31 protein-coding genes are annotated in these 26,205 nt (G+C 66.3%); 10 read left to right on the forward strand and 21 right to left on the reverse strand.

All coding sequences use genetic code 11. The features are described 5' to 3' along the window. Nucleotides 1-26: 26 nt before the first annotated feature. A complete protein-coding gene (gene rpsU, locus ACW17V_RS02085; RefSeq protein WP_085953736.1) occupies nucleotides 27-266 on the reverse strand; it encodes a 30S ribosomal protein S21 in 240 nt (79 codons plus the stop codon). 181 nt (nucleotides 267-447) lie between these two features. Between rpsU and ACW17V_RS02090 the strand changes: the two genes are divergently transcribed. Continuing rightward, complete coding sequence (locus ACW17V_RS02090) at nucleotides 448-1,116, forward strand: COQ9 family protein (protein WP_492107244.1); 669 nt, start codon at nucleotides 448-450, stop codon at nucleotides 1,114-1,116. Nucleotides 1,117-1,830: 714 nt separating this feature from the next. Here the strand turns inward: ACW17V_RS02090 and ACW17V_RS02095 are convergent. From ACW17V_RS02095 to purE, 8 genes are all read right to left on the reverse strand, one after another. After that, entirely contained in the window at nucleotides 1,831-3,006 is a 1,176-nt protein-coding gene (locus ACW17V_RS02095) for an IS481 family transposase (protein ID WP_492107245.1), read from the reverse strand. A 425-nt stretch (nucleotides 3,007-3,431) separates the two neighbouring features. After that, entirely contained in the window at nucleotides 3,432-4,295 is an 864-nt protein-coding gene (locus ACW17V_RS02100; protein WP_492107246.1) for a sigma-70 family RNA polymerase sigma factor, read from the reverse strand. Further along, nucleotides 4,292-5,158: an alpha/beta fold hydrolase gene (locus tag ACW17V_RS02105; protein ID WP_492107247.1), complete on the reverse strand. Its 867-nt coding sequence runs from the start codon at nucleotides 5,156-5,158 to the stop codon at nucleotides 4,292-4,294. The genes ACW17V_RS02100 and ACW17V_RS02105 overlap by 4 nt, the downstream gene beginning before the upstream one ends. Nucleotides 5,159-5,162: 4 nt before the next feature. Further along, the gene (locus tag ACW17V_RS02110; protein ID WP_492107248.1) at nucleotides 5,163-5,477 is read right to left on the reverse strand and encodes an EthD family reductase; all 315 of its coding nucleotides are present in this window, start codon (nucleotides 5,475-5,477) and stop codon (nucleotides 5,163-5,165) included. 200 nt (nucleotides 5,478-5,677) lie between these two features. After that, a complete protein-coding gene (locus ACW17V_RS02115; protein WP_492107249.1) occupies nucleotides 5,678-6,403 on the reverse strand; it encodes an aspartate/glutamate racemase family protein in 726 nt (241 codons plus the stop codon). A gap of 63 nt (nucleotides 6,404-6,466) precedes the next feature. Beyond that, nucleotides 6,467-7,009: a GNAT family N-acetyltransferase gene (locus tag ACW17V_RS02120; protein WP_492107250.1), complete on the reverse strand. Its 543-nt coding sequence runs from the start codon at nucleotides 7,007-7,009 to the stop codon at nucleotides 6,467-6,469. 49 nt (nucleotides 7,010-7,058) lie between these two features. Next, nucleotides 7,059-8,150 (reverse strand): 5-(carboxyamino)imidazole ribonucleotide synthase, encoded by a 1,092-nt coding sequence (locus ACW17V_RS02125; RefSeq protein WP_492107251.1) that lies wholly within the window; start codon nucleotides 8,148-8,150, stop codon nucleotides 7,059-7,061. A 7-nt stretch (nucleotides 8,151-8,157) separates the two neighbouring features. Further along, nucleotides 8,158-8,667, reverse strand: a complete 510-nt coding sequence (purE, locus tag ACW17V_RS02130) for a 5-(carboxyamino)imidazole ribonucleotide mutase (RefSeq protein ID WP_492107252.1) — start codon at nucleotides 8,665-8,667, stop codon at nucleotides 8,158-8,160. A gap of 239 nt (nucleotides 8,668-8,906) precedes the next feature. Between purE and ACW17V_RS02135 the strand changes: the two genes are divergently transcribed. From ACW17V_RS02135 to ACW17V_RS02150, 4 genes are all read left to right on the forward strand, one after another. Then, on the forward strand, nucleotides 8,907-9,620 hold the full coding sequence (locus tag ACW17V_RS02135; protein WP_492107253.1) for a GGDEF domain-containing protein: 714 nt from the start codon (nucleotides 8,907-8,909) through the stop codon (nucleotides 9,618-9,620). Between the two features lie 241 nt (nucleotides 9,621-9,861). Further along, a complete protein-coding gene (locus ACW17V_RS02140; protein WP_492107254.1) occupies nucleotides 9,862-10,224 on the forward strand; it encodes a response regulator in 363 nt (120 codons plus the stop codon). 76 nt (nucleotides 10,225-10,300) lie between these two features. Further along, on the forward strand, nucleotides 10,301-10,921 hold the full coding sequence (locus tag ACW17V_RS02145) for a methyltransferase domain-containing protein (protein ID WP_492107255.1): 621 nt from the start codon (nucleotides 10,301-10,303) through the stop codon (nucleotides 10,919-10,921). Nucleotides 10,922-11,073: 152 nt separating this feature from the next. Beyond that, entirely contained in the window at nucleotides 11,074-11,604 is a 531-nt protein-coding gene (locus ACW17V_RS02150; RefSeq protein WP_492107256.1) for a YcxB family protein, read from the forward strand. A 21-nt stretch (nucleotides 11,605-11,625) separates the two neighbouring features. On the opposite strand, the gene ACW17V_RS02155 is transcribed toward ACW17V_RS02150, so the two are convergent. The 3 genes from ACW17V_RS02155 to ACW17V_RS02165 all read right to left on the reverse strand — a co-directional run bounded on the left by ACW17V_RS02155 (nucleotide 11,626) and on the right by ACW17V_RS02165 (nucleotide 13,004). Next, on the reverse strand, nucleotides 11,626-11,865 hold the full coding sequence (locus ACW17V_RS02155; protein WP_492107257.1) for a YdcH family protein: 240 nt from the start codon (nucleotides 11,863-11,865) through the stop codon (nucleotides 11,626-11,628). Between the two features lie 66 nt (nucleotides 11,866-11,931). After that, nucleotides 11,932-12,381 (reverse strand): TIGR02444 family protein, encoded by a 450-nt coding sequence (locus ACW17V_RS02160; protein WP_492107258.1) that lies wholly within the window; start codon nucleotides 12,379-12,381, stop codon nucleotides 11,932-11,934. Between the two features lie 11 nt (nucleotides 12,382-12,392). Beyond that, complete coding sequence (locus ACW17V_RS02165; RefSeq protein ID WP_492107259.1) at nucleotides 12,393-13,004, reverse strand: UbiX family flavin prenyltransferase; 612 nt, start codon at nucleotides 13,002-13,004, stop codon at nucleotides 12,393-12,395. Between the two features lie 129 nt (nucleotides 13,005-13,133). Here ACW17V_RS02165 and ACW17V_RS02170 point away from each other — a divergent pair, with 129 nt between their 5' ends. After that, a complete protein-coding gene (locus ACW17V_RS02170) occupies nucleotides 13,134-13,307 on the forward strand; it encodes a YdcH family protein (protein WP_492107260.1) in 174 nt (57 codons plus the stop codon). Nucleotides 13,308-13,392: 85 nt separating this feature from the next. On the opposite strand, the gene ACW17V_RS02175 is transcribed toward ACW17V_RS02170, so the two are convergent. The 4 genes from ACW17V_RS02175 to ACW17V_RS02190 all read right to left on the reverse strand — a co-directional run bounded on the left by ACW17V_RS02175 (nucleotide 13,393) and on the right by ACW17V_RS02190 (nucleotide 18,244). Then, on the reverse strand, nucleotides 13,393-14,112 hold the full coding sequence (locus ACW17V_RS02175) for a DUF1013 domain-containing protein (protein WP_492107261.1): 720 nt from the start codon (nucleotides 14,110-14,112) through the stop codon (nucleotides 13,393-13,395). Between the two features lie 168 nt (nucleotides 14,113-14,280). Then, nucleotides 14,281-16,647: a hybrid sensor histidine kinase/response regulator gene (locus ACW17V_RS02180; RefSeq protein ID WP_492107262.1), complete on the reverse strand. Its 2,367-nt coding sequence runs from the start codon at nucleotides 16,645-16,647 to the stop codon at nucleotides 14,281-14,283. Nucleotides 16,648-16,702: 55 nt separating this feature from the next. After that, the gene (locus tag ACW17V_RS02185; RefSeq protein ID WP_492107263.1) at nucleotides 16,703-17,065 is read right to left on the reverse strand and encodes a response regulator; all 363 of its coding nucleotides are present in this window, start codon (nucleotides 17,063-17,065) and stop codon (nucleotides 16,703-16,705) included. A 204-nt stretch (nucleotides 17,066-17,269) separates the two neighbouring features. After that, complete coding sequence (locus ACW17V_RS02190; protein ID WP_492107264.1) at nucleotides 17,270-18,244, reverse strand: NAD(P)H-quinone oxidoreductase; 975 nt, start codon at nucleotides 18,242-18,244, stop codon at nucleotides 17,270-17,272. Nucleotides 18,245-18,335: 91 nt separating this feature from the next. Between ACW17V_RS02190 and ACW17V_RS02195 the strand changes: the two genes are divergently transcribed. Both ACW17V_RS02195 and rcdA read left to right on the forward strand, forming a co-directional pair. Next, nucleotides 18,336-18,542, forward strand: a complete 207-nt coding sequence (locus ACW17V_RS02195; protein ID WP_492107265.1) for a DUF1192 domain-containing protein — start codon at nucleotides 18,336-18,338, stop codon at nucleotides 18,540-18,542. A 173-nt stretch (nucleotides 18,543-18,715) separates the two neighbouring features. Further along, nucleotides 18,716-19,225 carry a protease adaptor protein RcdA gene (gene rcdA, locus ACW17V_RS02200; protein WP_492107266.1) on the forward strand — a complete coding sequence of 170 codons (510 nt, stop codon included), beginning with the start codon at nucleotides 18,716-18,718 and terminating at the stop codon, nucleotides 19,223-19,225. 136 nt (nucleotides 19,226-19,361) lie between these two features. On the opposite strand, the gene rpmE is transcribed toward rcdA, so the two are convergent. Then, complete coding sequence (gene rpmE / locus ACW17V_RS02205; protein WP_421739259.1) at nucleotides 19,362-19,586, reverse strand: 50S ribosomal protein L31; 225 nt, start codon at nucleotides 19,584-19,586, stop codon at nucleotides 19,362-19,364. 113 nt (nucleotides 19,587-19,699) lie between these two features. Here rpmE and ACW17V_RS02210 point away from each other — a divergent pair, with 113 nt between their 5' ends. After that, nucleotides 19,700-21,550: an ABC transporter transmembrane domain-containing protein gene (locus ACW17V_RS02210; RefSeq protein WP_492107267.1), complete on the forward strand. Its 1,851-nt coding sequence runs from the start codon at nucleotides 19,700-19,702 to the stop codon at nucleotides 21,548-21,550. A 178-nt stretch (nucleotides 21,551-21,728) separates the two neighbouring features. Then, nucleotides 21,729-21,896 carry a hypothetical protein gene (locus ACW17V_RS02215; RefSeq protein ID WP_492107268.1) on the forward strand — a complete coding sequence of 56 codons (168 nt, stop codon included), beginning with the start codon at nucleotides 21,729-21,731 and terminating at the stop codon, nucleotides 21,894-21,896. A gap of 45 nt (nucleotides 21,897-21,941) precedes the next feature. On the opposite strand, the gene ACW17V_RS02220 is transcribed toward ACW17V_RS02215, so the two are convergent. From ACW17V_RS02220 to ACW17V_RS02235, 4 genes are all read right to left on the reverse strand, one after another. After that, nucleotides 21,942-22,529 carry a hypothetical protein gene (locus ACW17V_RS02220; RefSeq protein ID WP_492107269.1) on the reverse strand — a complete coding sequence of 196 codons (588 nt, stop codon included), beginning with the start codon at nucleotides 22,527-22,529 and terminating at the stop codon, nucleotides 21,942-21,944. A 35-nt stretch (nucleotides 22,530-22,564) separates the two neighbouring features. Further along, nucleotides 22,565-23,863 (reverse strand): hypothetical protein, encoded by a 1,299-nt coding sequence (locus ACW17V_RS02225; protein ID WP_492107270.1) that lies wholly within the window; start codon nucleotides 23,861-23,863, stop codon nucleotides 22,565-22,567. A 53-nt stretch (nucleotides 23,864-23,916) separates the two neighbouring features. Beyond that, nucleotides 23,917-24,984, reverse strand: a complete 1,068-nt coding sequence (locus ACW17V_RS02230) for a glycerophosphodiester phosphodiesterase (RefSeq protein WP_492107271.1) — start codon at nucleotides 24,982-24,984, stop codon at nucleotides 23,917-23,919. A 198-nt stretch (nucleotides 24,985-25,182) separates the two neighbouring features. Further along, nucleotides 25,183-25,977, reverse strand: coding sequence for an inositol monophosphatase family protein (locus tag ACW17V_RS02235; RefSeq protein WP_492107272.1), 795 nt, complete (start codon nucleotides 25,975-25,977; stop codon nucleotides 25,183-25,185). Between the last annotated feature and the right edge of the window lie 228 nt (nucleotides 25,978-26,205).

The raw sequence follows: 26,205 nt of genomic DNA on the forward strand, positions 1-26,205 counted from the left end.
AGAGTCTTCGGCAGTGAGGCTAAAGCCTACCGCGCGCCGACCGGCTTCTTCGGCATCGGGATCAGGCCTTCGCGCTGGGCGCGTTTGCGGGCCAGCTTGCGGGCGCGGCGAACCGCTTCGGCCTTTTGACGGGCGCGCTTTTCCGACGGCTTCTCATAGTGCACGTGCCGCTTCATTTCGCGGAACGAGCCTTCGCGTTGCATCTTCTTCTTCAGGGCCTTGAGGGCCTGATCGACGTTGTTGTCGCGGACGAAAATCTGGACCAGGGGTCTCTCTCCATTCGACGGCCCGACCAATGTCCCGAGTCCCTCTCAGGGGCCGGGCGGGCGAACAAAACCTGATAAACCCGGAAGGGGGGCTTCCGGGAAACGAGGGGCGGCTGATAGCAGAGCGAATGGGCTCTGTCCATGCGCGACGCGGCCTAAACCACGGTGTAGACTCGGATTCATGAGCAAAAGCGCCCCGAGCGGAAACGAGAGCGGAAGCAGCTGGGCCGACGAGGCCGAACAGCGGGTGCTGGACGAGGCCGTGCGCCTGGCGCCGAGCGCGGGCTGGAACGCGGCTCTGACGCAGCGCGCCGCCCAGGCGGCGGGCCTGTCGCCCGGCGAGACCCAGCTTCTGCTGCCCGAAGGGGCGAGGGATCTGGCGGCCCTGCTGTCGCGACGCCATGACGCGGCGGCGTTGCGCACCCTGGCCGCCCTCGATCCCACGACGCTGAAGATCCGCGAAAAGATCCGCGCCGGCGTGGTGGCCCGCCTCGACGCCGCGGGCGCCGACGCCGGGGTCCTGCGGCCTCTGGCGGCGTTCCTGGCCTTCCCGACCAACCTGGCCCTGGCCCTGCGCCTGACCTGGGAAAGCGCCGACGTGCTCTGGCGCTGGGCGGGCGATACGGCCACCGACGAGAACCATTATTCCAAGCGGGCGATTCTCTCCGGCATCCTGGTCTCGACCCTGGCCGTCGACATGGCCTCGGGCCGCGAGTCGGCCCTGACGCACCTGGACGCCCGCATCGACAACGTCATGGCCTTCGAGAAGTGGAAGGCCGGGATCAAGCCGATGGATCTGGCCAGCGAGCTGGTCACGGCGCTGGCGAAGATGCGGTACGGGCGGGGGTAGCGATTGATCCGCCTCCGGAGGGGGAGCAGCCACGGCTTGGCGCTCTCGCGCGGAAAGCCGCCGAGTGGGTGGGAAGGGCTGCGGAGCGTCCGGGCCTCGCCCGGATGATGGGATAGTTGAATACCGTTTCGACGAAGACGAACGCTCCGCGCAGCCGTTATCCGGTGAGCCCTCGGGGCGCGGGGTTTTAACCCGCTTCCGACGTTAGGCCCCCGACGGGTGGAGGGGATAGCGACCCCGTCCAGACCGCATGGGCGATTTCAGCCCATGCCTGTTGCGCATCATACGGGCGTCGCCAAAGGGAGTTCCCGGCGGTCCGGGCCCGGCCTCGACACGTTCGGCCCCCGCAAGGACCGCTCCGCTCCGCCAGACCCCATCGGGCCTTTAGACGACGGCCGACGGACGCTTCCCGCTCGACCACCCCTGACAGCCGCAACGGTCGCCGTACGTGCGCCCTTCCCGTGCTGTCAGGTGAGATTGATTATGCAGGCGGTTTCGGCGCGTCTGATGGGCGCGCTCGTTTTATTTTTAGGGCTTTGAATTTGCTGAACTCCATCAGCGACAGCACGGGGATTGCGCGCAGCTTATCCCCGCCCTTCTGCAAAAATCCCGTCATCCCGGGGCTTGTCCCCGGGACCCATTTGTCCGCCGCAAGGGCGGAGCAGACCCCGGTGCTCACGTGGAAGCTGAACCATGGGTCCCGGGGGCAAGTGTTCAGACCGGGGAGATAGCGGACACCTGTTCGGAGACATGGCTGACGGATTTTGGTTTGGTCAAGTCGATGGTTGCGACCTGGTGTGAGGCGAAGAAGACGCCGTAGAGGCCGTCGCGCTGGAGCGGTCGCGGGGCGAGGGTTTCGCCCTGGAAGGCTTTTGGCACGCGCCAGAGGCGGCCCTTGAACTGGACGTAGGCCTTGGTGGTTGAGACGGTGCGGACGATGTCGGCGCTGTCGTATTGGGGCTCTGGCGGACGGCTGGGCATGGGCCTTGGGCTTGTCCGGTAGCGGCGGGCCGGACAGGCCAGATCGAGCGCCTCGTGAGGACGCTCGTGATTGTAGAGCTCGCGCCATCGATCCAGAGCGCGCTGGACCTGGGCGAAGCTGTCGAAGGGTTGCAGGTCGAAGACCTCGGCGGCCAGGGAGCGGTGGAAGCGCTCGATCTTGCCGCGGCTCTGAGGGTGATAGGGGCGGCTGTAGAGCACCTGGACGCCCAGCTTGAGCAGCCAGACGGCCAGGCGCGTCCAGCGCTCGCCGCTGGCCTCGCCCCACGGCGGGCCGTTGTCGACGAAGAAGGCCTGGGGCAGGCCGTGATGACGGAAAGCCTGTTCCAGATGGGCCTTGACGGTGGGTCCACGCTGGTCGGCGCAGGCCTTCAGGCCGGTCGAGAAGCGCGAATGATCGTCCAGGATGGTCAGCGGATGGCAACGCTCGCCGTTGGTCAGCTTGATCCAGCCCTTGAAGTCCATCTGCCAAAGCTCGTTGGGCTGGCTCTTCTCGAACCGTGTCCAGGCCTTGCCCGGCGAGACCGGAAAGGCCTCGACTAGCCCGTGCCGGCGAAGGATCGCATGCACCGTCGAGACCGCCGGCGCGGCTGTCCCCCGCGCCTCCAGCCAGGCCTTGAGCTTGCGTGCGCCCCAGGCCGGATGCGCCTGTCGCGCCGCCACCACCGCCGCCTCGATCCGCGCCGAGCAGCGCCCCGGGCTCTCGTGCGGCCTACGAGAGCGGTCCGTCAGCGCCTCATCCCCCAACGCCGCCCGCGCCAGCCACTTGTACCCAACGTCCGGACTGATCCCGAACCGACGGCACAACTCCCGCCGGTTCGCACCCTCCAGCATCGCAAGCCTCACGAACGCTCGCCGATCTTCCATCGCCGACACCTCGCGCCAAGGCATGGACCGCCCTCCTCAAGAGCCTCATCCAGCCAATGATGTGTCAGCTATCTCCCCGAACACCCGTCAGGCATGTCCCCGGTCTGAACAACAAGCCCCGGGATGACGGTGATCTATTGGATTGGCCTCCCGCCCCCTTCGCGCCGAAGGGAGCCATCCTTAAATCTCACGGCGAGACGATCGCCGGTCTGACCAGGTTGCTCAAGGACGCCGCTCCGCGCCGCCGCGGAGCGGCTGGCCGCAGGCCAGTCCTTGACTGACCTGGACAGACCGGCGCGCTGCAGCCTCCAGGAGATTTAAGGATGAGCGGGACGCGGGGCGTCCGCTTGTGGGCGGGAAGGCAAAGCGTGCCTCCGACCCTTGGATGAGGTTGAAAGGGTCCGCTTGCAGACCGTCAGATGCGCCGGGCAGTCGCTCGTTATCGGGATTCAGGCCATCGAATCCAGTCGCGCCCAATCCACCGATTCAAGCGCATACGGGGCGAACAAGAAGTCGTGGATCGCCTCGATTTCGTCATTCCGCCAATCGACCAGCACGAAATGCGCTGGCTGCTCCATCGCGCTACTGTCGAAAACCAGCATCGCCGGACGGCCTTCAACCGCACCGAAAGAAAACCGCCATTTCGTCTCCTGAGCATAGCGCGTGAAGTAGGGGACGATCTTGTCGCGGCCTTCCCATTTCAGACGGTTGACCAGCTCAAGCTTTACGTCGTCGGCGAGCGTGGCGCGGATCGCATCGAAATCGCCCCTGCGGAACAGTTCGACAAAGGCGGCCATCTTTTGCCGGGCCGCATCAGGCATGAGCGGCAGCCGGGTATCGGCGGGCATTTGAGCGAGGCTACGCAGCGCGGCGCGGCCGCGTTGGAGGGCTGACTTCGCGGCCGCCGGTGTGCAGTCAGCGATGCTCGCCACCTCATCGACCGAATGACCGAGCACATCCTTGAGGATCACGGCGCAGCGCTGAAGCTCAGGCAACTGCAGGAAGGTTTGAAAGCTGACAGCGACAATATCTGCTTCGGGCATCGGGGCCGCCCCGACGTCTTCTGTCAACGGAACGACCGTGTTGCGGGAGCGGCGGCGAAGGAGGTCGAGGCTGGTATTGTGGGCGATGCGAAACAGCCAGCCCTCGAGATTGTCGACGTTGGCGCCCTCGGCCCGGGCGGCCAGCGCCTTGACGAGGGTATCCTGCAAGACGTCCTCGCCATCGAAGGTCGAGCCCGTCATACGGGCGCAATAGCGGTGCAGGCGTGGCCGAAGCGCGTTCAGCCGATCATCGAAGTCGTCAGCGCTCATGGATCAACCCCCGCTCCTCCGATGTCGAGAAGGATCTTCGACAAAGCCGCCGGCTGTGACAGGAAGGGCGAATGGCTGCTTTCCATGGTGTGCGTGACCGTCGCGCCGCCGATCGTGTCGTCCACCGCTGAGATCATGTAGTCCTGACCGGCCAAGGGCACCGCACAATCCTGCGTCGTGCGGATGTAATGGCGCGGCACGGAGCCGAACCGGCCTGGCGTTATTTCAGATGGCGCCAGGGCGCCGCCGCTCGGTTCATCGCAATGCAGCTGGGACGCCGCCTGGGCGAAATCGGTCTCGGTCACGTCCGCGTAGAAGGACGCTTTCAGGAGTGACCGGTAAGCGTCATCCGAGGGGCCCGGGTTGATCCTGGTGGCGCCGATCGCGGCGGGATCGCCGACGAACAGACCAAGAGACAGGGCGGAGGCCATGGTTTCATGCGGGAGCATCATCAGTAGCGACTGGCCCTTCGGAACCATGAAGCCGGCGAGATAAACGACCGCAGTTAGCAACTCAGGAACTTGCTCAGCGACAGCCGAAATTGTCATGCCGCCGGCCGAATGGCCGACCAAGATGACCTTGTCGCCAAGCGAGGCTGCTTCTCTCACCAGAGCGACAACCGCTTGGGTCCGCTTCTCCTGCGTGACGCCAGCGACAGGCGAAGGCTCCGCGGCAAAGGCGGCGAGGTCGAACGGGCGGGCGCTGAGTGACTTTGGCGCGATCGTGTTAGCCCCGGCGCCGGGAAGATCGAGCGTCAGCACCCTGTGGCCTTCGGCCTCCAGGATCGGGGTTACCTTGTGCCAGTGCGAGCGGTTGTGCCATCCGCCGTGGACGAGGACATAGGTGGCTTTAGGGGCGGTCATCAGCTCAGACTTCCCGAGTGTCGAAAGCAAAGATTTGGACACCCGTATGATCGGGCGCATAGAGTTGGCGATCCGCTGCGGTTGCTTGCCCCTCAGGGCTGGCAAACGCCCTTTGCATCGCCGCCAAGTCGTCGAAGTGTACGGTCCCGATCAGATAGATATCCGTTGGCCCGGCCAGCGTGGAAATCGGTCCGGAGCTGACCTCGTATTTTCTGAACCCTGGCATGGTCTTGGCGAGCGGTATGTGTGTGCCGAAGTAATGCTTCTCGAAGGCTTCGACGTCGGCAGGCGTCTTGTAGATGGCGACCAATGCGGCCATGGGGTCTCTCCTTATGCAGACAGACCAAGGACGAACCGGCGGCGGCAAACGGATCGCGGCTCCAGAAACTTTTCCAAAGAATGCGTTGAACGATCACGCTCCCCCCGGATCCAGGGCAAATCAGCGAGCAATAGCCGATCCTGGGGAACGTCAGTCTGATGAAGCAGAACTCGCGTCCGCCCACCACCCACGGCAGCCCCCTACCGCGTCAGCTCCCCCACGCCGCCGCCCAACGCCCGCTCCACCGCCGCCAAGGCGTGCAGCTGCGTCGTGTCGAACACCGGCACGGCGCTGTCGGCCTGGCCGACCAGCAGCATGATCTCCGTACACCCCAGGATCACCGCCTGGGCCCCGCGCTCGACCAGCCGCGCGATCACGGCGCGGTAGATCTCGCGCGAGGCGCCCAGCACCTGTCCGGCCACCAGCTCGCGATAGATGATGTCGTGCACCGCCGCCCGGTCGTCGGCCTCGGGCACCAGCACCTCCAGGCCGTGGCGCTTCTCCAGCCGGCCGCGATAGAAGTCGTGCTCCATCGTGAAGGCGGTGCCCAGCAGGCCCACCCGCGTCAGGCCGGCGGCCTTGATCGCTTCAGCGGTCGGATCGGCGATGTGCAGCAGGGGGATGTGGACCGCCGCCTCGATCGTGTCGGCCTCGCGGTGCATGGTGTTGGTGCACAGCACCAGGAAGTCGGCCCCGCCGGCCTCCAGCGCCCGGGCGGCGTCGGCCAGGCGGCGGGCCAGTTCGGGCCAGCGGCCGGCGTGCTGCAGGGTCTCGATCTCGGCGAAGTCGAACGACCACATCAGGGTGCGGGCCGAGGCCACGCCGCCCAGCCGGTCGCGCACGGCTTCATTGATCAGCCGGTAGTACTGGGCCGAGCTTTCCCAGCTCAGGCCGCCGATCAGGCCGATGATCGCTTGGTCGGTCATTTCGCCCTCTTTCTTCGGCGGGGCCATAGCACGGGCTCGTCTCGCCTGGCGATGGAGAGGGCGCTACTGGGCCTGTCGCGCTAGCCACTCTTCGGCGCTCTGGCCCCACATCTGGGTCGGGCCGGCTACATCCATAGGGGGCGGCAGCTCAACCATCGTCAGAAAGCGCGAGCCCAGGCGCGCGGCGACGGCTTGCGAGCCGACATTGTCGGGATGGATCATGTGGGCGACGGAAGGCCAGCCCAGCGTCTCGAACACGAACCGCAGGCCGGCGCCCGCCGCCTCTGTGGCGTAGCCTTGCCCCCAGGCCGAGCGGTGCAGCATCCAGCCCACCTCCCGCGCCGGCCAGCCCTCAGGCTCCCAGGGTCCTGAGCGCCCGATCCAGCGACCGGTGGCCTTCTCGATCACCGAGAATGTTCCGAAATCTCGCAGGGGCCACATGCCGACGACCTGGGCCAAGGTCCGCCAGGCGACGCTGCGCGGCATGGCCCCGCCCAAGTAACGCATGCATTCAGCGTCGCCATGAAACTCGGCCCAGCCGGCGTCGAAGTCTGCCTGCACCGGAACCCGCAGGATCAGCCGTTCGGTTTCGAGAAAGGGCGTCACGCGTAGCTCCAAGCTGGAAGCTCCACCTTAAGCTGTTGGGTGCGTCCGGCTAGTCCTTCAGCGGCCGCAGCCGGTTCACATGGCCCATCTTGCGGCCGGGGCGGGCCTCGCCCTTGCCGTACAGGTGGACGCGGGTCTCGGGCTCGCTGGCCAGCTTCTTCCAGGCCTCGACATCGGCGCCCAAAAGGTTGGTCATTTCCACATGGGCGAGCGGCTGGGTCGGGCCCAGGGGCCAGCCGGCCACGGCGCGGATGTGCTGCTCGAACTGGTCGACCTCGCAGCCGTCCTGGGTCCAGTGACCGGTATTGTGAACGCGGGGGGCGAACTCGTTGACCAGCAGCTTGCCGCCGGCCAGTTCGAACAGCTCCACCCCGATCACGCCCACATAGTCGAGGGCCGTCAGTATACGGATGACGATGGTTTCGGCCTGGTCGCGGGTGGCCGGCGTGACCTTGGCGGGCGCGGAGGTGCGCTTCAGCACCCCGCCCTCATGGTGGTTTTCCGACAGCGGATAGCAGGCGATCTCGCCGTCGCGGCCGCGCGCGGCGATCACCGACAGCTCTCGGCCAAAGTCGGCGGGGGCTTCCAGTATGGCGGCCTGGCGACCGATCTTCTCGAACGAGGCCTCGGCGTCGCCGGCCCGCTGGATCCAGGCCTGGCCCTTGCCGTCATAGCCTTCGCGGCGGGTCTTCAGCAGGGACGGCGCGCCGATCTTGGCGACGGCGGCGGCCAGGCTGTCGCTGTCATGGACGGCGGCGAAGGCCACGGTGGGCACGCCGATCTCGGCCAGGAAGCTCTTTTCCACGACCCGGTCCTGGGCGGCGGCCAGGGCCTTGGCGCCCGGCGCGACCACGCAGCCCAGGGCCGCCAGCTCGGCGACGGTGTCGGCGGGAACGTTCTCGAACTCATAGGTGACGACGTCGCAGGCCTCGGCCAGACGCTTCAGCGCCCAGCGGTCGTCATAGGCGGCGACGATCTGGCGGGCGGCGACGCGGCCGGCGGGGCTTCCCTCCTCGGGGTCGAGGATCACGACGTCAAAGCCCAGGCGCGCGGCGGCCAGGGCCAGCATGCGGCCCAGCTGTCCGCCGCCCAGGATGCCGATGGTCGAGCCGGGAACGAGGGGGAAAGCGGCGTCTGTCATGTGCGGTTCAGTCCTCGACGCTTTCGGCGACGCTGTCGGTCTGGGCCTGGCGCAAGGCGGCCAGCCGCTCGGCCAGAGCGGGATCGGACAGGGCCAGGATCTGGGCGGCCAGCAGGCCGGCGTTCTTGGCTCCCGCCTCGCCGATGGCCAGGGTGGCCACGGGAATACCGCCCGGCATCTGGACGATGGAGAGCAGGGAATCCAGGCCGCTGAGGGCCTTGGACTGCACCGGCACGCCCAGCACCGGAAGATTGGTCATCGAGGCGGCCATGCCCGGCAGGTGGGCCGCGCCGCCGGCCCCGGCGATGATCACCTTGAAGCCTGCCGCCTGCGCGCCTTTGGCGAAGTCGAACAGGCGCTCGGGGGTTCGGTGAGCCGAGATCACCTTGGCTTCATAGGGAACGCCCAGGCTGGCCAGGGCGTCGGCGGCGGCCTTCATGGTCGGCCAGTCGGAGCGGCTGCCCATGATGATGGCGACGGGCGCCCCATGCTGGCTGTCCAGGATCGCGTTGGGCATCGGCGTCGAGGTCCCCTGAAGTCGGCGCGCGGGCTCCGCCCGGCGAGGGCGAGGCCTGAAACCGCCCCGTATGCGCGTCAATCGCGCGAGTGCAAGTCCAAAACGTTCAGGGCGCTTGTGAATTGGGCGCCGCGGGTCCTGCGTCCCTGCGGGGCTGCGACCAAAACGCGCCCGGATTGCGCGCGGCCCCGTTCCCGTTAACACTTGGCGAAGCTGTGCAAGAAACGATTCCCTGGTCCATGAAGATTTCCGGCGCCCGCACCGAACCCTTCGCCGCCATTCGCAAGCGGGCCCTGGCCCGTGCGGGGGCCCAGGTTGCCGTGCGCGAGGCGCAGACCCCCGACAGCGCCGCCTTTCTGGGCCTCAGCGAAGCCGACCTGACGCCGCAGGTGCAGGAAGCGCTCACCACCCTGATGACCGAGATCGACGACCTGCGCGGCGAGGTCTCGCGGCTGAAGCTTAGGCTCAACGAAGCCCAGATGCAGGCCGACCAGGACGTGCTGACCCCGGTGCTGAACCGCCGCGCCTTCCTGCGCGAGATGAAGCGGGTGGCCGCCTTCGCCCAGCGCTATGGCTCGCCCGCCAGCGTGGTGTTCTTCGACCTGGACGGCTTCAAGAACGTCAATGACCGTTTTGGCCACGCGGCCGGCGACGCGGCCCTGCAGGCCGTCGCCCGTCGCCTGCTGGCCAATGTCCGCGAGAGCGACGTGGTCGGGCGCATGGGCGGCGACGAGTTCGCCGTGCTGCTGGCCCAGGCCGACAAGGAAACCGCCCTGTCCAAGGCCGCCAGCCTGGCCGCCGCCATCCAGGATACGCCGGTCGAGTTTGGCGAATGGTCGGCGCCCCTGCACATCTCGTGGGGCGTGCGCGAGATCGCGCCGGGTTCGGATCCCGAGGTCGCCCTGGCCGAGGCCGACGCGGCGATGTTCGTGCGCAAGCGAAAGCAGGCCTAGAGCATTCCCCGTCCTGACTGCGTCAGTCCGATGCTCTAGATCTCTATTTTAACGCATTTTCTTCACGCGAACCGGAATCCACTTCGCTCGAAAATGCTCTAGGGTTTAGCACCCCCGCCGCTCGCCTCAGGGTCTTGCGACGTTTTGCGCAGGGACTCTTCCCGCTCCAGCGCGCTACCAATTTTAACGGTTGGTTAAGCAAAAGCGCTCTGACTGGTGTCAGGCGTGTGGGGCGCAATAAATGCAGCGAATTCTGATCGCCGAGGACGATCCGATCCTGGCGATGATCTATGAGATCACGCTGGGCGAGGCCGGTTTCGACGTCCTGGTCTGCCGCGACGGCGTCGAAGCGCTGGACGTGCTGGATACGTTCGCCCCCGATCTGGTGATCACCGACTTCTACATGCCGCGCATGACCGGCGGCGAACTGATCCGCGCCATCCGCAAGCGTCGGGGCAAGCTGACCAGCACCCTGCTGGCCTCGGCCATCGATCCCCGCCGTCTCCACGAGGACGAATGGGCCGACGCCCGCCTCGAAAAGCCGATCACCCCGGCCAAGCTGCTGAACGGCGTGCGGGCGCTGGAAGCCTGCCTGGCCCACTGATCCAGGCCTCTGAGCCGGGCCTCCTGACAAAGCCGGCGAATTGGGCGATGAACGCTGTTCGTCACAGGGGTCCCGCATGACACACGAATGCGCCAAGTCGATCGTTCGCCGGATGCACGACCCCAAGTTCGCCAGCCACTATTTCGTGGGGCAGGGCCTGGATGTCGGCGGCGCGCCCGATCCCCTGTCCAGCTTCAAGCCGTTCTTTCCCCTGATGACGGGATGCGACACCTGGGACCTGCCACAGGGCGACGGCCAGGTCCTGGAATCGGTCGCCGACGAAACCTACGACTTCGTCCATTCCAGCCACTGCCTGGAGCATCTGGTCGATCCGATGGTCAGCCTGCGCAACTGGCTGCGCGTGCTCAAGCCCGGCGGGCACATGGTGGTGATCGTCCCCGACGAGGACCTCTACGAGCAGGGCGTGTTTCCCAGCACCTTCAACGACGACCACAAGTGGACCTTTACGGTCTTCAAGCCGGACTCGTGGAGTGAGCGGTCGCTCAATGTGCTGGATCTGCTGCGCCACCTGGGGCCGCAGGCCGAGGTTCAGAAGGTGGAGTGCCTCAACAGCACCTTCTATCACGGCCAGCAGCGCTTCGATCAGACGCGCCTGCCCACCACCGAGTGCGCCATCGAGTTCGTGGTGCGCAAGCGGCCGGCGGCCGAGGTTATTGCTAAGGGGCGGCTGCCTTAGGGGCGGATCGACGTTCAGGGCTTCGGGACGCCCAAGCCCAGTTTCTCAAGCTCCGTCATTTCCACCAGGCAATCGTCTGTGGGTTAGCGGACAAGCTTGGCTCGAAATGGACAGCGGGTTAAGTGGTCTAGGGGTTTATGCGCGAGGTTCCCATGTCATCCACGACTGTCACACTGACCCCGCCAGACCTGCTTGCCGCCTGGCGGCTTCAGCGCCGGAACAACTTCTCCGTCAAGTTGTCCCAGTGGGCTCCGCTATTCCTGGCCGCCGTATACTTCCTGTCTAACTGGCATGATATTCTTGAGCATGGGTGGCGGGTGATCTTATGGGATCCGGTCTTGCCGCTTCTGATCGTCTTTTTGGCGACCATGAATCTGCTTGTCGATAAAGTGACACTGCCGCGCCGTGCCAAGCGCCTACTGGAACAACAAAAAAGTATAGGCGGTGACATCGCTTTCGCTTGGGACTCGGCCGGACTTCAGGTGACCGCCGCAACTGGCAACAACCGTTTGGCATGGAGCGACTTTGTCAAATGGTTGGAAGATGACACCAGCTTGGTGCTGTTTCAGAGTGACAACCTGCTCAACCTGTTCCCAAAGCGCTGCCTGACTGAAGATCAGGTTGCAGAGATTCGCGGCTATCTGACCGCTGCCCTAGGCCGGCCCGGCAAGAAACGGAAATAGAGTGGTGCCTCTCGGCCCGCCCTAGGCGATGATGTCCGGCATCAGCATGTCTTCCAGCCGGCCGATCTTGTCGCGCAGGGCCAGCTTCTTCTTCTTCAGGCGCGCGATCTGCAGCATGTCGGGTTGGGGGCGTTCTTCCAGGGCCTGGACGGCGGCGTCCAGATCCTGGTGCTCTTCGCGCAGGATCGACAGTCGGCGCTCGATCGCGAGGTCGGATTCGTCCGACGGATCGTCGTCGTTCGTCGACGGTTCATCGGTCATGAAGGGTTCCCCTTGGCCAGCAGCCAAGCGCGATAGATAGCAAAGGCGGAGCGCGCGTAAAGGGGCTCACGACAATGCGGTCGCCAGACGTTCCAAAGCCGACCGGCGGGGCGGATCGCCGGACGCCGCGGCGGCGGCCAGCAGGCCTTCCAGAACGTCGGCGGGGGCGCCGGCCGGGCCGGTCATGGCCTCCAGGCTTTCCATCAGCACCCGCTCGCCCTGCAGCTCCACGGCCTTGAGCGCCTCGCGGAAGGGTTCGCGGGCGGTGTCGGGGACGGCGGGGAAGGGGGCCTTCAGCGCCCGGCGCACGCCGCGCAGCGGGGCCCCGACCTCGGCGTCCCATTGCTTCATTAGCCCGGCGGCGGCCCTGGCGTCGGCGACGCGGCCCTCGCCGGCGGCCCAGGCGGCCCACAGCAGATAGGGCACGTTCTGTCCGTGGGCGTCCTGCAGGTTCAGGCAGGCGGCCGCGACATCCTGTCGCGCATAGGCCGCGAGAGCCCAGTCCCAAAGCGTCATGGCGTTAACCCTCAGTCCTTTCCGGAGATGGGTGCGATGTCCTCGCCCCAGCGTTTGACGGGCTTCCAGTTGAGGTCGAACAGGTCAAGCACCCGGCCCACCGACTGGTCGACCATCTCGGCGATGGATTTTGGTTTGGCGTAGAAGGCCGGCAGCGGCGGGGCGATCACCGCGCCCATCTCCGACAGCTTGGTCAGGGTGCGCAGGTGGCCCAGATGCAGCGGCGTCTCGCGCACCATCAGCACCAGCGTCTTGCGCTCCTTCAGCACCACGTCGGCGGCCCGCGTCAGCAGCGAAGACGTTACGCCGCTGGCGATTTCGCTCATCGTGCGCACCGAGCAGGGGGCGATGATCATGCCCAGGGTCCGGAACGATCCCGAGGCGATGGCGGCGCCCACATCTGAGGCGCGATGCACGATATCGGCCTTGGCGTTGAGGTCGGAGACCGAAAGATCGGTCTCCTGCGACAGGGTCAGGGCCGCGGATTTCGACAGCACCAGATGGCTCTCGATCCCCAGTTCGCGACAGGCGTCCAGGGCGCGGATTCCGTAGATGACGCCCGAAGCGCCTGAGATTCCGACGATCAGTCGGGGTCTGTCCGCGGTCTTGGAAGAGTCCGTCATGGTAAATTTTCGTCCGACACGGGAGGAAGATGGCCCACGTCAAGCGGGGCCGCGTGCAACCATATGTGATCTGACAGCCGGGCGCAGCGGGTGTTCACTCTTCTTCTCAACAGCAAGGAGCCGACAGCCATGGCGATCGAATCCCGTATCCGCGAACTTGGGTCCCGCCACGAGAACCTTGATCGCTCGATCCAGGAAGAGACCAAGCGTCCCGCCAGCGATGCGACCCGACTTAGGGAGCTCAAGCGGCAAAAGCTCAGGCTGAAGGAAGAGATAGAGGGGCTGAGGTCAAAGCTCCATTGAAGCTGCTGAATTAGAAAAGGCCCATTCCGTGATCGCGGAATGGGCCTTTTCATTCTGGTCGCGAGGACTTTGGTCGCGAGACCGGTCAGTCTTCGTCGTCGTCCTCGTCGTCGGCCACATAGGTCGACTTGCCGAACACGTCCTCGGCCTTGGGCTCGGCGCGCGACTTGCGGTAATCGGCCTCTTCGTCCTCCTCGGGAGTCTCGACGACGCCGGTCTCCGAAGCGGGGCGCAGGGTGGGATCTTCCGGCAGGATGCCCTTCTTCAGGTCGTCCTTGGCCTTCTTCTCGGCGGCCTTCTTGACCAGGGCGTCCAGCTCCAGCTGACCGATCAGGCCCAGGGTCACGGGATCGACCGGCTTGATGTTGGCCGCGTTCCAGTGCGTGCGCTGACGCACCTGGTCGATGGTCGACTTGGTCGTGCCCAGGATCTTGGAGATCTGGGCGTCGGTCACTTCGGGGTGGTGGCGCAGGAACCAGGCGATGGCGTCAGGGCGGTCCTGACGGCGCGACACGGGCGTGTAGCGCGGGGCCTTCTTCTGCGGCTTCAGCAGCTCGGCGTGACGGCTGACCTGGGCCTTCATGCGATAGGCGTCGTTGGCTTGCGCCTTGTCCAGCTCTTCGCGGGTCAGCTGGCCATTGCCGATCGGGTCGGCGCCGCGGATGTCGCGCGCCACTTCGCCGTCGGCGATGCCGCGCACTTCCAGCGGGTGCAGATTACAGAAATCGGCGATCTGCTCGAAGCTCAGCGACGTATTGTCCACGAGCCAGACGGCCGTCGCCTTGGGCATCAGGATGTCGGACATGCGGTCCTCCAGAAATGACGGCGCCCGACCTTGCGGCCGGGCGGGATGTTCAACGGGGGAGCTATAATCCGGTTCTGGGCGAAAGGGAACGGGGCATGGTGAAGACCGGTTGTCGCGCGGTGTTGCGGTCCCGGTTCGGCGCCCTCATTGGCCCGCCTGCCCGCCGATTCAGGCCTGGCGCTGATCTTCCAGAAAGCGCGACAGCTGGTCCACCAGGGTGCGCGACCCGGCGACGTCGGAAACCGCCGCCGCCAGCTCCAGGCCGGCGCCGAAGTCGGTGATGGCCTGGAAGCCAAAGCCCCCGCCCGATCCCCGCATGTTGTGCCCCAGCAGGGTGACGGGCTGGAAGTCGGACCGGTCCAAGGCGTCGCGCATCGTGATGACGTGCTGGCGGCAACTGTCCAGATAGCTGGGGATCAGGGCGGCCAGCCGGGCGCCGGGGCGCCGCGACCGGACTTCCGAGCCGGACGCCGCCGGATCCGCCCGAGGCGCGGCGACTGCCGAATAGTCGCGGATCGCCTGCAGCAGCACGTCCTGCTTGATGGGCTTGGTCAGATAGGCCGTGCAACCCGCCGCCAGACAGGTCTCGCGGTCGCCCTTCAGGGCCGAGGCGGTCAGGGCGATGATCGGGGTCGGCGGCCGGTCATGCGACTTTTCCCACGCCCGGAGGGTGCGGGTGGCGGTCAGGCCGTCCATCACCGGCATCTGCCGGTCCATCAGCACCAGGTCATAGTGACCGGTCTTGAACATCTCGCAGGCGATCAGGCCGGTCTCGGCCACGTCGATCAGGTAGGGGGTGTCTTCCAGATAGGCGAGCGCGATGGTGCAGTTGTCGGGCGAGTCCTCGGCCATCAGGATGCGCAGGCTGGGCAGGGGCGCGTCAGAGCCATAGCCCACGGGCGCGCTGACGGGCCGGTTGGCCGCAGTCCACACCTCGAAGGGCACCGAGAAGGCAAAGACGCTGCCCTCACCCGGCGTGCTGGTCACGCCGATCCGGCCCCCCATCAGCTCGACCAGCCGCTTGGAGATGGTCAGGCCCAGGCCCGAACCGCCAAAGCGGCGGGTGGTGGAGCTGTCGGCCTGGGTGAAGCGCTCGAACACCCGCGCCAACTGCTCGCTGGCGATGCCGATGCCGGTGTCGGCCACCGAGAAGCGCAGGGCGGTGGGGGCTGTGCTGTCGGTGTCGCGGTCGACCTTCAAAGAGACCTCGCCGACGCTGGTGAACTTGATCGCATTGCCCAGCAGGTTCAGCAGCACCTGGCGCAGACGGGTGGGGTCGCCCACCAGGTCGTTGCTGACGCCCGGCGCGATCACGCAGATCAGGGCCAGGCCCTTTTCCTGGGCCTTGGGGGCGACCATCTCGATCGCCTTTTCCAGGTGGTCGCTCAGCGAGAAGCCGGTCTGCTCCAGGTCCAGCTGCGAAGCCTCGACCTTTGACAGGTCCAGAATGTCATTGATCAGGTTGAGCAGGTTGTCGCCCGAGCGGCGGAAGATCTGGACATACTTATCCTGCTCCGGCGTCAGCTCGGTCTTGGCCAGCAGGTCGGCGATGCCCATCACCGCGTTCATCGGCGTGCGGATCTCGTGGCTCATGCTGGCCAGGAAGTCGGACTTGGTGCGGCTGGCGCTCTCGGCGTCGGCCTTGGCCTGTTGCAGCTCGGCCTCGACCCGCTTGCGCTCGGTGACGTCGCGGGCGGCGGCGAACACGCCCTGCAGCGTGCGCTTGCGATCATAGAAGGTGGTGGCGTTGTAGGACACGACCGTCTGCTTGCCGTCGCGGGCGCGGGCGGTCAGTTCGTAGTCGGTGACCGACTTCTCGGCCAGAACCCGGTTGATGCCGGCCTCGGCGCGCTCGGGATCGGTGAAGCAGTCCTTGAACGGCGCGCCGATCAGTTCGTCGCGCGTGCACCCCGTCAGCGCTTCCATCTGCTTGTTGACGTCGGTGATGATGCCCGAGGGGTCGGTGGTCATCAGGGCGTCGATGTTGGATTCGATCAGGGAGCGGGTGTAAAATTGCTGGTCCCGCAGCCTCTGGTCGGACTTTTTCTGTTCCTCTTCCACCAGCTTGCGCGCGGTGTTGTCGGTGCCGATCAGCAGGTAGCCGATGATGCCGTCCTGATCGTCGCGCAGGGCGGTGACCGAGACCACGGCGGGAAACCGGGTGCCGTCCTTGCGGATGTAGGTCAGCTCATAGATGTCCTCGATGCCGCGCGAGGCCTTGAAGACCAGGGCCTCGAAGCCCGGCTCGATCGGGGTGGCCAGCTCGGCGCTCAGGGCGCGGGCCCGGGCGATCAGTTCCTGGGGGTCGGAGATATCGGCCGGCGTGATGGTGTTCATCACCTCGGCGGCCGTGTAGCCCAGCATGCGCTCGGCCCCGACATTGAAGATCTGGATCACGCCCTTGGCGTCGGTGGCGATGCTGGAAAAGTTGGCGCTGTTGAAGATGGCGCTCTGCAGGGCGCCGGCCTTGACGATGGATTCTTCGGTCTGACCGGGCGTCGTGGCCGTCGTCGAGCTGGTTATGGCGCTTCCCAATTCATGCAGCGGGCGTGGCGCAGGATCGGGCGCCAGTTGAGTCCGGATCCACGGTCTAGTGCAGGAGCTTTCCGACCGAGGCTTCCAGCTGCTCTGGCGAATAGGGCTTCTGGAGGAACTGGCCGCCACCGACGAACTGCTCGGACATGTCGGCCGTCAGCGGACTTCCGGACGTGTAGAGAACGCGCAGGCCCGGTCGCAGGTCCCGGGCTTGATTGGCGACGTCGTAGCCCCCCAGCGGCAGGGCGCTGAGCCGGATGTCGACGAACAGCAAGTCGATGCCGCCGGCCGCTGACAGGTGCGTCAGCGCGCCGGCCAGATCTTCGGCCATCAGCGGCGTATGCCCCAGATCCTCGATGGTCCATTCCACCGCCTGACGGATGAACAGTTCATCTTCGACGACAAGAATAGTGGCCATAAGGTCGACATAAATCCCGGTTGCAAGATTAAATATCATCCTCGAAATCGGCGCTAGTCAGCGATTTCAAGGCGTTCCAGATGAGCGTGTTTGCCGCAGAATTATTGAATCTGGTTCAGATTTGTCTCTCATAGCATCCATGAAGACGCCGTTTGGCATGCGAAATTATTATTTGCCTTCGGCCGTGCGCTGGAACAGTTCTTCCTAGGTCACCAGCACAACCTTGCCGACATGCTCTCCAGCCTCGAGATGCGCATGCGCCTGGGCCGCATCTTCCAGCGGGAAGGTCGCGTCGACGATCGGCTTCAGCTTGCCCGCCGCGATCCAGGGCCAGACGACCCGTTCGATCTCGGAGGCCAGACGGGCTTTCTCGTCGGCCGAGCGGGGGCGCAGGGTCGAGCCGGTGATCGTGGCGCGCTTCTGCATGATCGCCATGACCGGAACCTCCAGCACCGGGCCGGCCAGGGCGGCGATATAGACGATGCGGCCGCTGATATTGAGGGCGCTCAGGTTCTTGTCGAAATAGCTGGCCCCGACCATGTCGAGCACCACGTCGACGCCGCCGGCCGCCTTGGCGATCTCGGCGAAGTCTTCGGTCTTGGTGTCGACGGCGATATCCGCGCCCAGCTCAAGGGCCCTGGCCTTCTTGTCGGCGCCGCGTCCGGTGGCGATCACCCGGGCGCCGGCGGCCTTGGCCATGGCGATGGCGGTTGTTCCGATTCCGGACGTTCCGCCGTGAACCAGCAGGGTCTCGCCAACCTTCAGCGCGCCATGCTCGAACACATTCGCGTACACGGTGAAAACCGTCTCGGGCAGGGCGGCGGCGTGGACCATGTCGAAGCCGGCGGGCACGGGCAGGGCGTGGCGGGCGTCGACCACGGCATATTGCGCATAGCCGCCGCCGCCCAGCAGGGCGCAGACCTTGTCGCCGACGTTCCAGCGGCCCGCAGCCGCCATGACTTCGCCCGCGACCTCCAGGCCCAGGGTGACCGGCGCGCCCGGCGGGGGCGGGTAATAGCCCAGGCGCTGGATGATGTCGGGGCGATTGACCCCCGCCGCCGCGACCTTGATCAGGATCTCTCCGGGACCGGGAACGGGGCGCGCCAGCGTGGTCGGAACCAGCGCCTGCGCGGGGCCCTTGCCGCCTTCGATGGCGATCGCGGTCATCGTTTCCGACATGGTCTCTGATCCCTCAAGCTTGCCTTGCGCCCTAGGTAGGCGTCAGATGAACGATCGAAAAGGACGTTCATAGGTCTTAGGGAGCCAGTCGATGTTCGAGGAACCCGTCGAGCCACGCGCTTTCAGTGGTCGCGCCCTGAATGAAACGACGCACGAGGACCTCGAGATCTATGGCGTCGCCGAGCTCGAGGAGCGCATCGAGGCGCTGCAGGCCGAGATCGCGCGCACCCGGGCCCAGCTGGACAAGAAGCGCGCGGGGCGCGACGCGGCCAATGCGCTGTTTGGTCGCCTCGACTAGGAATTCATTTACCCTAATCAATGTCTAAAGGCGGTCAGCCGCCTTCGTAGCGTATGTGTCGAGGTTCGAGGCGGGCGGGTCGCGAAACGGGACGGCGTCGGTTGGCACGGGGGTTGCAGTCCCCGCTTCAGGCGAGACGTTCTCGCGGCCTTTCGAAGGGGCATTGAGTACCTATGACCGATCTGAACGCATCCGCGTCGACACCCTGGCGCGCGGGGGTCATCCAGGACTTCGCGAAATCGGAGCTGTTCGACCGCACGTTCGAAGAAGGCATGATGCTGGTCGAAGAGACCGCCGGCTATCTCGACGGCGCCGGCCGGCATGACAGCAAGATCCTCTCGCGCAACGCCGCCCTGGCCTACGCCACCGAAAGCATGCGCCTGACCACCCGGCTGATGCAGGTGGCCTCGTGGCTGCTGGTGCAGCGCGCGGTCAAGGAAGGCGAGATGGCCGCCGAGGCCGCCTGCGCCGAAAGCTATCGCCTGGCCGAGGAGGTCGCCGTGGCCGGCGCCGCGGTCGAGGAACTGCCCTACGGCCTGGTCAATCTGCTGCAGCGCTCCGAGCGCCTGTACGAGCGCGTGCGCCATCTGGACAAGCGCATGTATGTCGAGATCGCCGCCGAGGACGCCCCGCGTCCCGTGCAGGCCCAGTTCGACCGGCTGGCGGCGGCGTTCGGGGGATAGACCGCTCGCCCATCCCACAAAAAGCCCGCCCTCTCGGCCGAGAGGGCGGGCTTTTTTGACGCCTGAACACCAGACACAGAAAAAGCCGGTCCGCGAACGCGGAGCCGGCTTTTCGTCGCCCTTGCGGCGAGAGTGCTTACTTCTTGGTGAAGCCGGCGAACTTGGCGTTGAAGCGCGAGACGCGGCCGCCACGGTCCAGCATGTGGGCGTTGCCGCCGGTCCAGGCCGGGTGAACGCGCGGATCGATATCCAGCGCGAGCACGGCGCCTTCCTTCCCGTAGGTCGAACGGGTCGGATAGCTGGTGCCATCGGTCATGGTGACGGTGATGAAGTGATAGTCGGGGTGAATGTCTTGTTTCATCGGGCGGTCCAACCGACTGGCGGTGTGAAAGTTGGTGAGCGGACGCCCTTGCGGGTGGCCCTCGAAGAGGCGCGGCTATAAAGAACACGCGCGAATTTGGCAAGGGACAGTTGATGACCGACGTACAGGGCGGAGAGATTTCGGTCGAGGGACGCCCCGGCGCAGGTGCTGAACTGGCTCAGGGCATGGCCGAGGCGGCCGCCCGGCGACCGCGCCGAAAAGACATCCGCCCCCTGGCCCATCTGCTACCCTTCGTGCGCGCCCACATCGGCGACGCCCTGGCCGCCGGCTTCTTCCTGCTGTTCTCCACCAGCGCCACCCTGGGCCTGACCGCGGCCTTCAAGACCGTTATCGACAAGGGATTCGCCACCGGCGCGGCCTCGGCCGTCAATGGCGCCTTCATCGGCCTGGGGGCCGTGGCCCTGGTGCTGGCCGTCGCCACCTCGCTGCGGTTCTTCTTCATCACGCGGCTGGGCGAGCGGGTCGTCGCCGACCTACGCCGGGCGCTCTATGGCCACACCCTGACCCTAGATCCGGCCTATTTCCTGAAAACCCGCACCGGCGAGGTTTTGTCGCGCCTGACCACCGACGTCACCATCATTGAGCAGCTGGTCGGCACCTCGGCCTCGGTGGCGGTTCGCAACATTCTGAGCCTCGTGGGTGGCCTAGGCTACATGGCCGTGGTCAGCCCCAAGCTGGCCGGCTTCATTGTGCTGATGGTCCCCGTGATCCTGGCCCCGATGTTCCTGATGGGCCGCAGGGTGCGCAAGCTGTCGGTGACGGCCCAGGACCGCTTCGCCGACGCCGTGGGCTATGCCGGCGAGAGCCTGGACGCGCTGGACACCGTCCAGGCCTTCGGGCGCGAAAAGGCCTCGGACAACCGCTTCGGCGAGGCGGTCGAGATGGCCTATCAGGCCTCGGTGCGGCGCATCACCGCCCGGGCCGGCATGACCGCCGTGGTCATCGTCCTGGCCTTTGGCGGCATCACCCTGCTGCTGTGGTCCGGCGCGCACCTGGTGCTGTCGGGCGAGATGACCCCCGGCACCCTGGCCCAGTTCGCCCTGCTGGCCATCATGGCCGCCGGCTCGATCGGCGCTCTGGGCGAGGTCTGGGGCGATGTCCAGAAGGCCGCCGGCGCCATGGAGCGCATCGCCGAACTGCTGAGCTCCGAGCCCGGCATCGCCGCGCCGCAGACGCCCAGGACCCTCCCGACCCCCGCCACCGGCGCCGTGTCCTTCGACAACGTCACCTTCGCCTATCCTGGCCGCCCGGACCTGCCGGCGCTGCGAGGCTTTGATTTGACCGTCAGGCCCGGCGAGACCGTCGCCCTGGTCGGACCCTCGGGGGCGGGCAAGAGCACCGTCCTGCGCCTTCTCCTGCGCTTCTACGACCCGCAGGAGGGCGTCATCCGCCTCGACGGCGTCGATCTGCGCGACGCGGATCCTTCCGAGGTGCGTCAGCGCATGGCCCTGGTGGCCCAGGACTCGCCGCTGTTCTCGGGCTCGGCCCTGGACAACATCCGTTTTGGCCGCGAGGACGCAACCGAAGCCGAGGCCCGCGAAGCCGCCGCCGCCGCCCAGGCCACCGGCTTCCTGGAAGCCCTGCCGCAGGGTTTCGACACCCCGGTGGGTGAACGCGCCAAGACCCTGTCGGGCGGCCAGCGCCAGCGTCTGGCCATCGCCCGGGCCCTGGTGCGCCAGGCCCCCATCCTGCTGCTCGATGAGGCCACCAGCGCCCTGGACGCCGAGAACGAACGCCTGGTCCAGCAGGCCCTGCACGCCGCCATGGCCGGCCGCACCACCCTGGTCATCGCCCACCGCCTGGCCACAGTGCTGAAGGCCGATCGCATCGTGGTCATGGAAGACGGCCGCGTGGTCGAACAGGGCACCCACGCCGAACTCTCGGCGCGCGGCGGGCTGTATTCGCGGCTGGCGAAACTGCAGTTCGGGGTGGAGGCGGCTTAGGAGAAGGGCCGAAGTCTTCGCCCACCCTTAATCCGCTCTTCCCGGCGAAGGCCGGGATCCAGATCGAACCCACATGCCGCCGTGATTTTGCGTGGTCGAAGGCGCATCATCTCCAAACGCTCAGGCTGAATCTGGGCCCCGGCCTTCGCCGGGGAGAGCGGGGGAAAGGGTGTCTTGGATGGCTGAAGATATCGACCTGCGACAACCACACTATGCGATGACCCTTGAGGGTATGGCCGATGTCGATGCTGGTCGTTTTGTCGATCAGGCTACCGTCGATGCCTGGGTAGAAAATTTGGGCTCCATGCCACAGCCCATCGATGGTGCTGAAGGCATATCAGCTTGATTATAAAAGGAATTCGGCACGCTAGAGTGCTTTTGCACCGGACGCTTAGGATGGCGTCGAGTTTGGGTTCAGCTTAACAAGGCCGTCTATTTCTCGAAGGAGAAAGTCCAAGCCGACTTTCGCCAGTGCGACCGGCGCGGACGTCATCGCCAAGTCATAGTCATAGCCCGCAGGTACTGGAACGATCTTCTCCCTGTCCACAATCGCTTGAAGCTTGATGTGTTCAGGAATGACCGCAAAGAATGGCGGCGGATCGTCTGTTAGCGGAGTGTATGTGAAGGTTCGCTCTCCGTTTGGGCCGGGCTCGCCTTCCTCTTCGTGGTAGCCGCCAAGTGAACCGATGGCTATAGCCCGGTCCTGTAAGGTGGCTATCTCTGTCAGACCATGTTCCTCGGCATTCCTGGCCGCCCAAAGATAGGCAAGTGCGGGGTCTGCTTCCACGCGCACTCGGCTTTCCACGTAACCTCGTCGCATAATACGCCTTCCTGTGGCGTCGCAGCGATTAAGACCCCGCCTCCAATGGGTGAGGAAATCCTCCCAAGACACCCGTGCTTCGGCAAAGGTCTCCGCTGATGCAAGGGCATCATAGGCTTCCTGGGTGCGTTGTGCTGACTGATCGGCGGAAGTTGGCATGTTGGAACCGTGGAGGAAATCGCGAAGCGCCGTCCTTACCTCGCCAGATCCGCCGGCGTCGTCGGCTCGCTGATCACGGCCGCCATCGCCTTCCAGCGCGCGTCCTGGCTCGGCCCCGCCCGCTCCACATGCGCCCGGACCATGTCCTGGCCGAGGTTGTAGTTGATCACGTAGGAGCGGTAGGTCTCGATGAAGCTCAGGCGCTTCTCGGCGCGGGCCACCGAGCTGAGGCCGTATTTGGCCAGGGCCGCGATGGCGGTGGGCTTGTCCATCTTTCCGGACAGATAGGCGTCGGCGATGGTGTTTTCGCTGCTGGCCAGATCAGCCTTGGCGGTCATCAGCGCGTCATAGGCGTCAGCGGTCGCGGGATCCAGGCCCGCCAGCGGATAGAGCTGTTCGCGCTCGAACTTGACCTTTTCGGCCCCCGGGAAGGCCAGGCTGATGCCGTAATTGGCCGAGCCTTCCGCGATCAGGGATTGGGGGGAGTACAGCGGGTAGACCGAGAACTCGACCCAGCCCTTGCCCTTGGTCAGCTTCTCTTCCAGCTGGGCGTTCAGCACATGATGGCCCGGATAGCCCTCGTGGCAGCCCAGATCGACGGCGCGGCTGATGGCGACGGGCAGGTCGGTGTTGATCTCGATCAGGCTGTGGGCGCCGCCCTTGTACCAGTTGTAGCCGCTCCACGGCTTGCCGGTGACGAAGGCCAGGTCGAACTTCTCGGCCTTGGGCAGCGCGATGTGCGCCTCGGTCCTGGCCTTGCAGGCCGCGATGCCGGCCTTCATCACCGCGTCCAGCTTGTCGGCGGGGATGACGTATTTCGACTGGAAGGCGTCGATGCGGGCGGCCAGGTCGCCCTCGCCGGGGACCAGCTTGTCGAGCCGGGCCAGGATCGGGTCGAAGTTCGCAAGCGGCTTCAGCGGCGGACGCACGCCAAACAGGCCCTCGGCCTCGTCCTGGAAGCTGAACTTTTGGCCCTCCAGCATGGCCAGGCGGGTTTCGGCCGCCTTCAGCTGGCCCAGCATGAACGCCTTGCGGCGGCGCTCGTCGGGGGTGAGGGCGGCGTCATCGACGGCCCGGGTCGCGGCGGTGAGGCGGATAGCCTCGGCCTTCAGGGCCGGCACGGCGCGGGGGTTGGCCTTGGCCGCCTCGGCCCAGGCCTTGGGGCCGTAATAGGCGTCGACATAGCCGGGCTCGCGCTCGCCGGCCTCCAGCGTCAGGGCCACGAAATCCCGGGCGATGGTGTCCAGCTTCGCCCCGCCGTCAGGCGCGGCGAGGGCGGGCGCCGAAGCGCCCAGCAGCAAGGCGGCGGCCAGGACGGCCAGACGGGTGTTCATGAAAAGCCTCGACGCAACCAAGCGCTCAGGCTGCACCCGCCAGCGTCAGAGGGTCAAGCGCGCGCCGCGACCGCCAGGGCCGGGAAGTCGCTGAACACGCCATCCACCCCGGCCGCGTAGAGGGCCTTGAGCAGCGGCTCGACATCGCCGTGCAGGGCCATGTAGTCCGGCCGCGCGGCGTCGCCCCGGCGCAGGGCCGGCGGCAGGAAATAGTTCTCGGCCCGCACGGTCCACGGGTGCACCTGCAGGCCGGCGGCGTGGGCGTCCTTGACCAGCGTGGTGGCCGGCAGCAGACCCTCGGCGCGCGGGATCACCAGCGACTGGTGCGGCCCCAGGCCGTCGGCATAGGCCGCCACGCCCTTCAGGCCCTCGGCGGTCAGCAGATCGGCATACTTGACGCCCGGCAGGTCGGGCGGGCCGCCCTCGGCGTCGGCCAGCAGCACCAGTTTGGCGCGGGTCTTGGCGCGCAGGGTCTTCAGGGGGGTGACCTCGAAGCACTGAACGAACACCGGGGCGTCGGCCGAGTTCAGGTCGTTGCGCTTCAGGGCGGCCAGCATCCGCTCTTCGACCGGCAGGCCGATCGAGGCGAAATAGCCGGGGTGCTTCATCTCGGGATAGACGCCGATGACGCGGCCGGCGCGCTTGGTCGCGGCCCGGGCGATGGCGACAACTTCGTCGAAGGTCAGGATCTGGGCCTGGCCGTCAAAGGCGGCGCTGGTCGGGCGCAGCTGCGGCAGGCGCTCGCGGGCCCGCAGGGTCTTGAGCTCGGCCAGGGTGAAGTCTTCGGTGAACCAGCCTTCGACCGTCTGGCCATCGATGGTCTTGGCAGCCTTGCGGGCGGAGAATTCGGGACGGGCGGCGACATCGGTCGTGCCGCCGATCTCGTTCTCGTGGCGGGCCACCAGATGGCCGTCCTTGGTGGGCACCAGGTCGGGCTCGATGAAGTCGCAGCCCTGCTCGATGGCCAGCTCATAGGCCAGGGCGGTATGCTCTGGCCGCAGGCCCGAGGCGCCTCGGTGGGCGATGACGAGGGGCTTCTTGCCTTGGGCGCGGGCGAGGCCCGGCAGGAAAGTGCCGGCGAGGGCGGCGGTGGTCAGGGCGCGACGGGTCAGCAGGGTCATGGCGGCGATTTAGCGCTGCATCATGACAATTTGGCTAGTGCCGTACGCCCCCTCCGTCACGTCGCCTATCGGCGCCGCGCCACCTCCCCCGCAAGCGGGGCAGGAGGGTTCAGCTGCTCTTCTCCTGCCCCGTGAAACGGGGGAGGTGGCGCGATGCGAATACGCATCGTGACGGAGGGGGCGTTGCAGCGCTGACCGCTAGGCCAGCCGCAGCTTTTCCAGCACCAGCGGGTGCAGTTCCTGGTTAGAGGCCAGGATCGAGGCCCCTTCGGCCGGGTTGCCGTGCTCCTCGATGGTCGTGACCTTGCCGCCGGCTTCGGCGACCATCAGCACGCCGGCCGAGACGTCCCAGGCGCCCAGATTGCGCTCCCAATAGCCGTCGAAACGGCCGGCCGCGACCCAGGCCAGGTCCAGCGAAGCAGCGCCGAAGCGGCGGACGCCGGCGACCTTCTGGCTGATCTGGTGCAGCTCCTTCAGGAACTGGGCGTGGCCGGGCTTGCCCAGGAACGGCACGCCGGTGGCCAGCACGGCCTCGTCCAGATGGCGGCGGGCGCCGACGCGCAGGCGCTTTTCGGCGCCCAGGAAGGCGCCCTTGCCCTTTTCGACCCAAAACAGGTCGTGGGTAATGGGGTTGTAGGTGACGCCGGCCACCACCTCGCCCTCGCGCTGCAGGGCGATATTGACCGCGAAGTGCGGGATGGCGTGCATGAAGTTGGTGGTGCCGTCCAGCGGGTCGACGATCCAGGTGTGGGTCTTGTCGGTGCCCTCGATCAGGCCGCGTTCCTCGCCCAGGAAGCTGTAGCCGGGGCGGGCCTTTTCCAGCAGTTCGAAGATCGTCTGCTCGGCCTTGAGGTCGGCATTGGTGACGAAGTCGGCCGCGCCCTTCTTGGAAACCTGCAGCTCGGTGACTTCACCGAAATCGCGAGCCAGGCCACGCGCCGCTTTGCGGGCAGCGTCGATCATCACGTTCAGAAGGGCGGAGGGAGTAGCCAAGGCGGGTTTTCCTCATAGGTCCCCCTGCGCAGCGTCCTCCTCTTGATGAAAGGGCGGGACGGCGGGGGATATGCGAGCGGCGGTAAGAAAGATCGGGAAATTGGGCGCGATACCTAGTCGCGGACGCGCGCGAAAGCAAGGCGAGGCGGATGCTCCCCGCTGGGCAGGGCCTATTGAATATCAAGGTCGCCGCGAAAAAAGCTGTCATCCCGGACAAGCTCGGCGAAG

It is taken from the genome of Caulobacter sp. FV2ye17ST (assembly GCF_058680955.1).

Coding starts and splice junctions, on each gene's coding strand:
- ACW17V_RS02090 (WP_492107244.1), top strand. CDS start 448: ATGAGCAAAAGCGCCCCGAGCGGAAACGAGAGCGGAAGCAGCTGGGCC.
- ACW17V_RS02095 (WP_492107245.1), bottom strand. CDS start 3,006: ATGCCTTGGCGCGAGGTGTCGGCGATGGAAGATCGGCGAGCGTTCGTG.
- ACW17V_RS02100 (WP_492107246.1), bottom strand. CDS start 4,295: ATGAGCGCTGACGACTTCGATGATCGGCTGAACGCGCTTCGGCCACGC.
- ACW17V_RS02105 (WP_492107247.1), bottom strand. CDS start 5,158: ATGACCGCCCCTAAAGCCACCTATGTCCTCGTCCACGGCGGATGGCAC.
- ACW17V_RS02110 (WP_492107248.1), bottom strand. CDS start 5,477: ATGGCCGCATTGGTCGCCATCTACAAGACGCCTGCCGACGTCGAAGCC.
- ACW17V_RS02115 (WP_492107249.1), bottom strand. CDS start 6,403: ATGACCGACCAAGCGATCATCGGCCTGATCGGCGGCCTGAGCTGGGAA.
- ACW17V_RS02125 (WP_492107251.1), bottom strand. CDS start 8,150: ATGACAGACGCCGCTTTCCCCCTCGTTCCCGGCTCGACCATCGGCATC.
- purE (WP_492107252.1), bottom strand. CDS start 8,667: ATGCCCAACGCGATCCTGGACAGCCAGCATGGGGCGCCCGTCGCCATC.
- ACW17V_RS02135 (WP_492107253.1), top strand. CDS start 8,907: ATGAAGATTTCCGGCGCCCGCACCGAACCCTTCGCCGCCATTCGCAAG.
- ACW17V_RS02140 (WP_492107254.1), top strand. CDS start 9,862: ATGCAGCGAATTCTGATCGCCGAGGACGATCCGATCCTGGCGATGATC.
- ACW17V_RS02145 (WP_492107255.1), top strand. CDS start 10,301: ATGACACACGAATGCGCCAAGTCGATCGTTCGCCGGATGCACGACCCC.
- ACW17V_RS02150 (WP_492107256.1), top strand. CDS start 11,074: ATGTCATCCACGACTGTCACACTGACCCCGCCAGACCTGCTTGCCGCC.
- ACW17V_RS02155 (WP_492107257.1), bottom strand. CDS start 11,865: ATGACCGATGAACCGTCGACGAACGACGACGATCCGTCGGACGAATCC.
- ACW17V_RS02160 (WP_492107258.1), bottom strand. CDS start 12,381: ATGACGCTTTGGGACTGGGCTCTCGCGGCCTATGCGCGACAGGATGTC.
- ACW17V_RS02165 (WP_492107259.1), bottom strand. CDS start 13,004: ATGACGGACTCTTCCAAGACCGCGGACAGACCCCGACTGATCGTCGGA.
- ACW17V_RS02170 (WP_492107260.1), top strand. CDS start 13,134: ATGGCGATCGAATCCCGTATCCGCGAACTTGGGTCCCGCCACGAGAAC.
- ACW17V_RS02175 (WP_492107261.1), bottom strand. CDS start 14,112: ATGTCCGACATCCTGATGCCCAAGGCGACGGCCGTCTGGCTCGTGGAC.
- ACW17V_RS02185 (WP_492107263.1), bottom strand. CDS start 17,065: ATGGCCACTATTCTTGTCGTCGAAGATGAACTGTTCATCCGTCAGGCG.
- ACW17V_RS02190 (WP_492107264.1), bottom strand. CDS start 18,244: ATGTCGGAAACGATGACCGCGATCGCCATCGAAGGCGGCAAGGGCCCC.
- ACW17V_RS02195 (WP_492107265.1), top strand. CDS start 18,336: ATGTTCGAGGAACCCGTCGAGCCACGCGCTTTCAGTGGTCGCGCCCTG.
- rcdA (WP_492107266.1), top strand. CDS start 18,716: ATGACCGATCTGAACGCATCCGCGTCGACACCCTGGCGCGCGGGGGTC.
- rpmE (WP_421739259.1), bottom strand. CDS start 19,586: ATGAAACAAGACATTCACCCCGACTATCACTTCATCACCGTCACCATG.
- ACW17V_RS02210 (WP_492107267.1), top strand. CDS start 19,700: ATGACCGACGTACAGGGCGGAGAGATTTCGGTCGAGGGACGCCCCGGC.
- ACW17V_RS02215 (WP_492107268.1), top strand. CDS start 21,729: ATGGCTGAAGATATCGACCTGCGACAACCACACTATGCGATGACCCTT.
- ACW17V_RS02220 (WP_492107269.1), bottom strand. CDS start 22,529: ATGCCAACTTCCGCCGATCAGTCAGCACAACGCACCCAGGAAGCCTAT.
- ACW17V_RS02225 (WP_492107270.1), bottom strand. CDS start 23,863: ATGAACACCCGTCTGGCCGTCCTGGCCGCCGCCTTGCTGCTGGGCGCT.
- ACW17V_RS02230 (WP_492107271.1), bottom strand. CDS start 24,984: ATGACCCTGCTGACCCGTCGCGCCCTGACCACCGCCGCCCTCGCCGGC.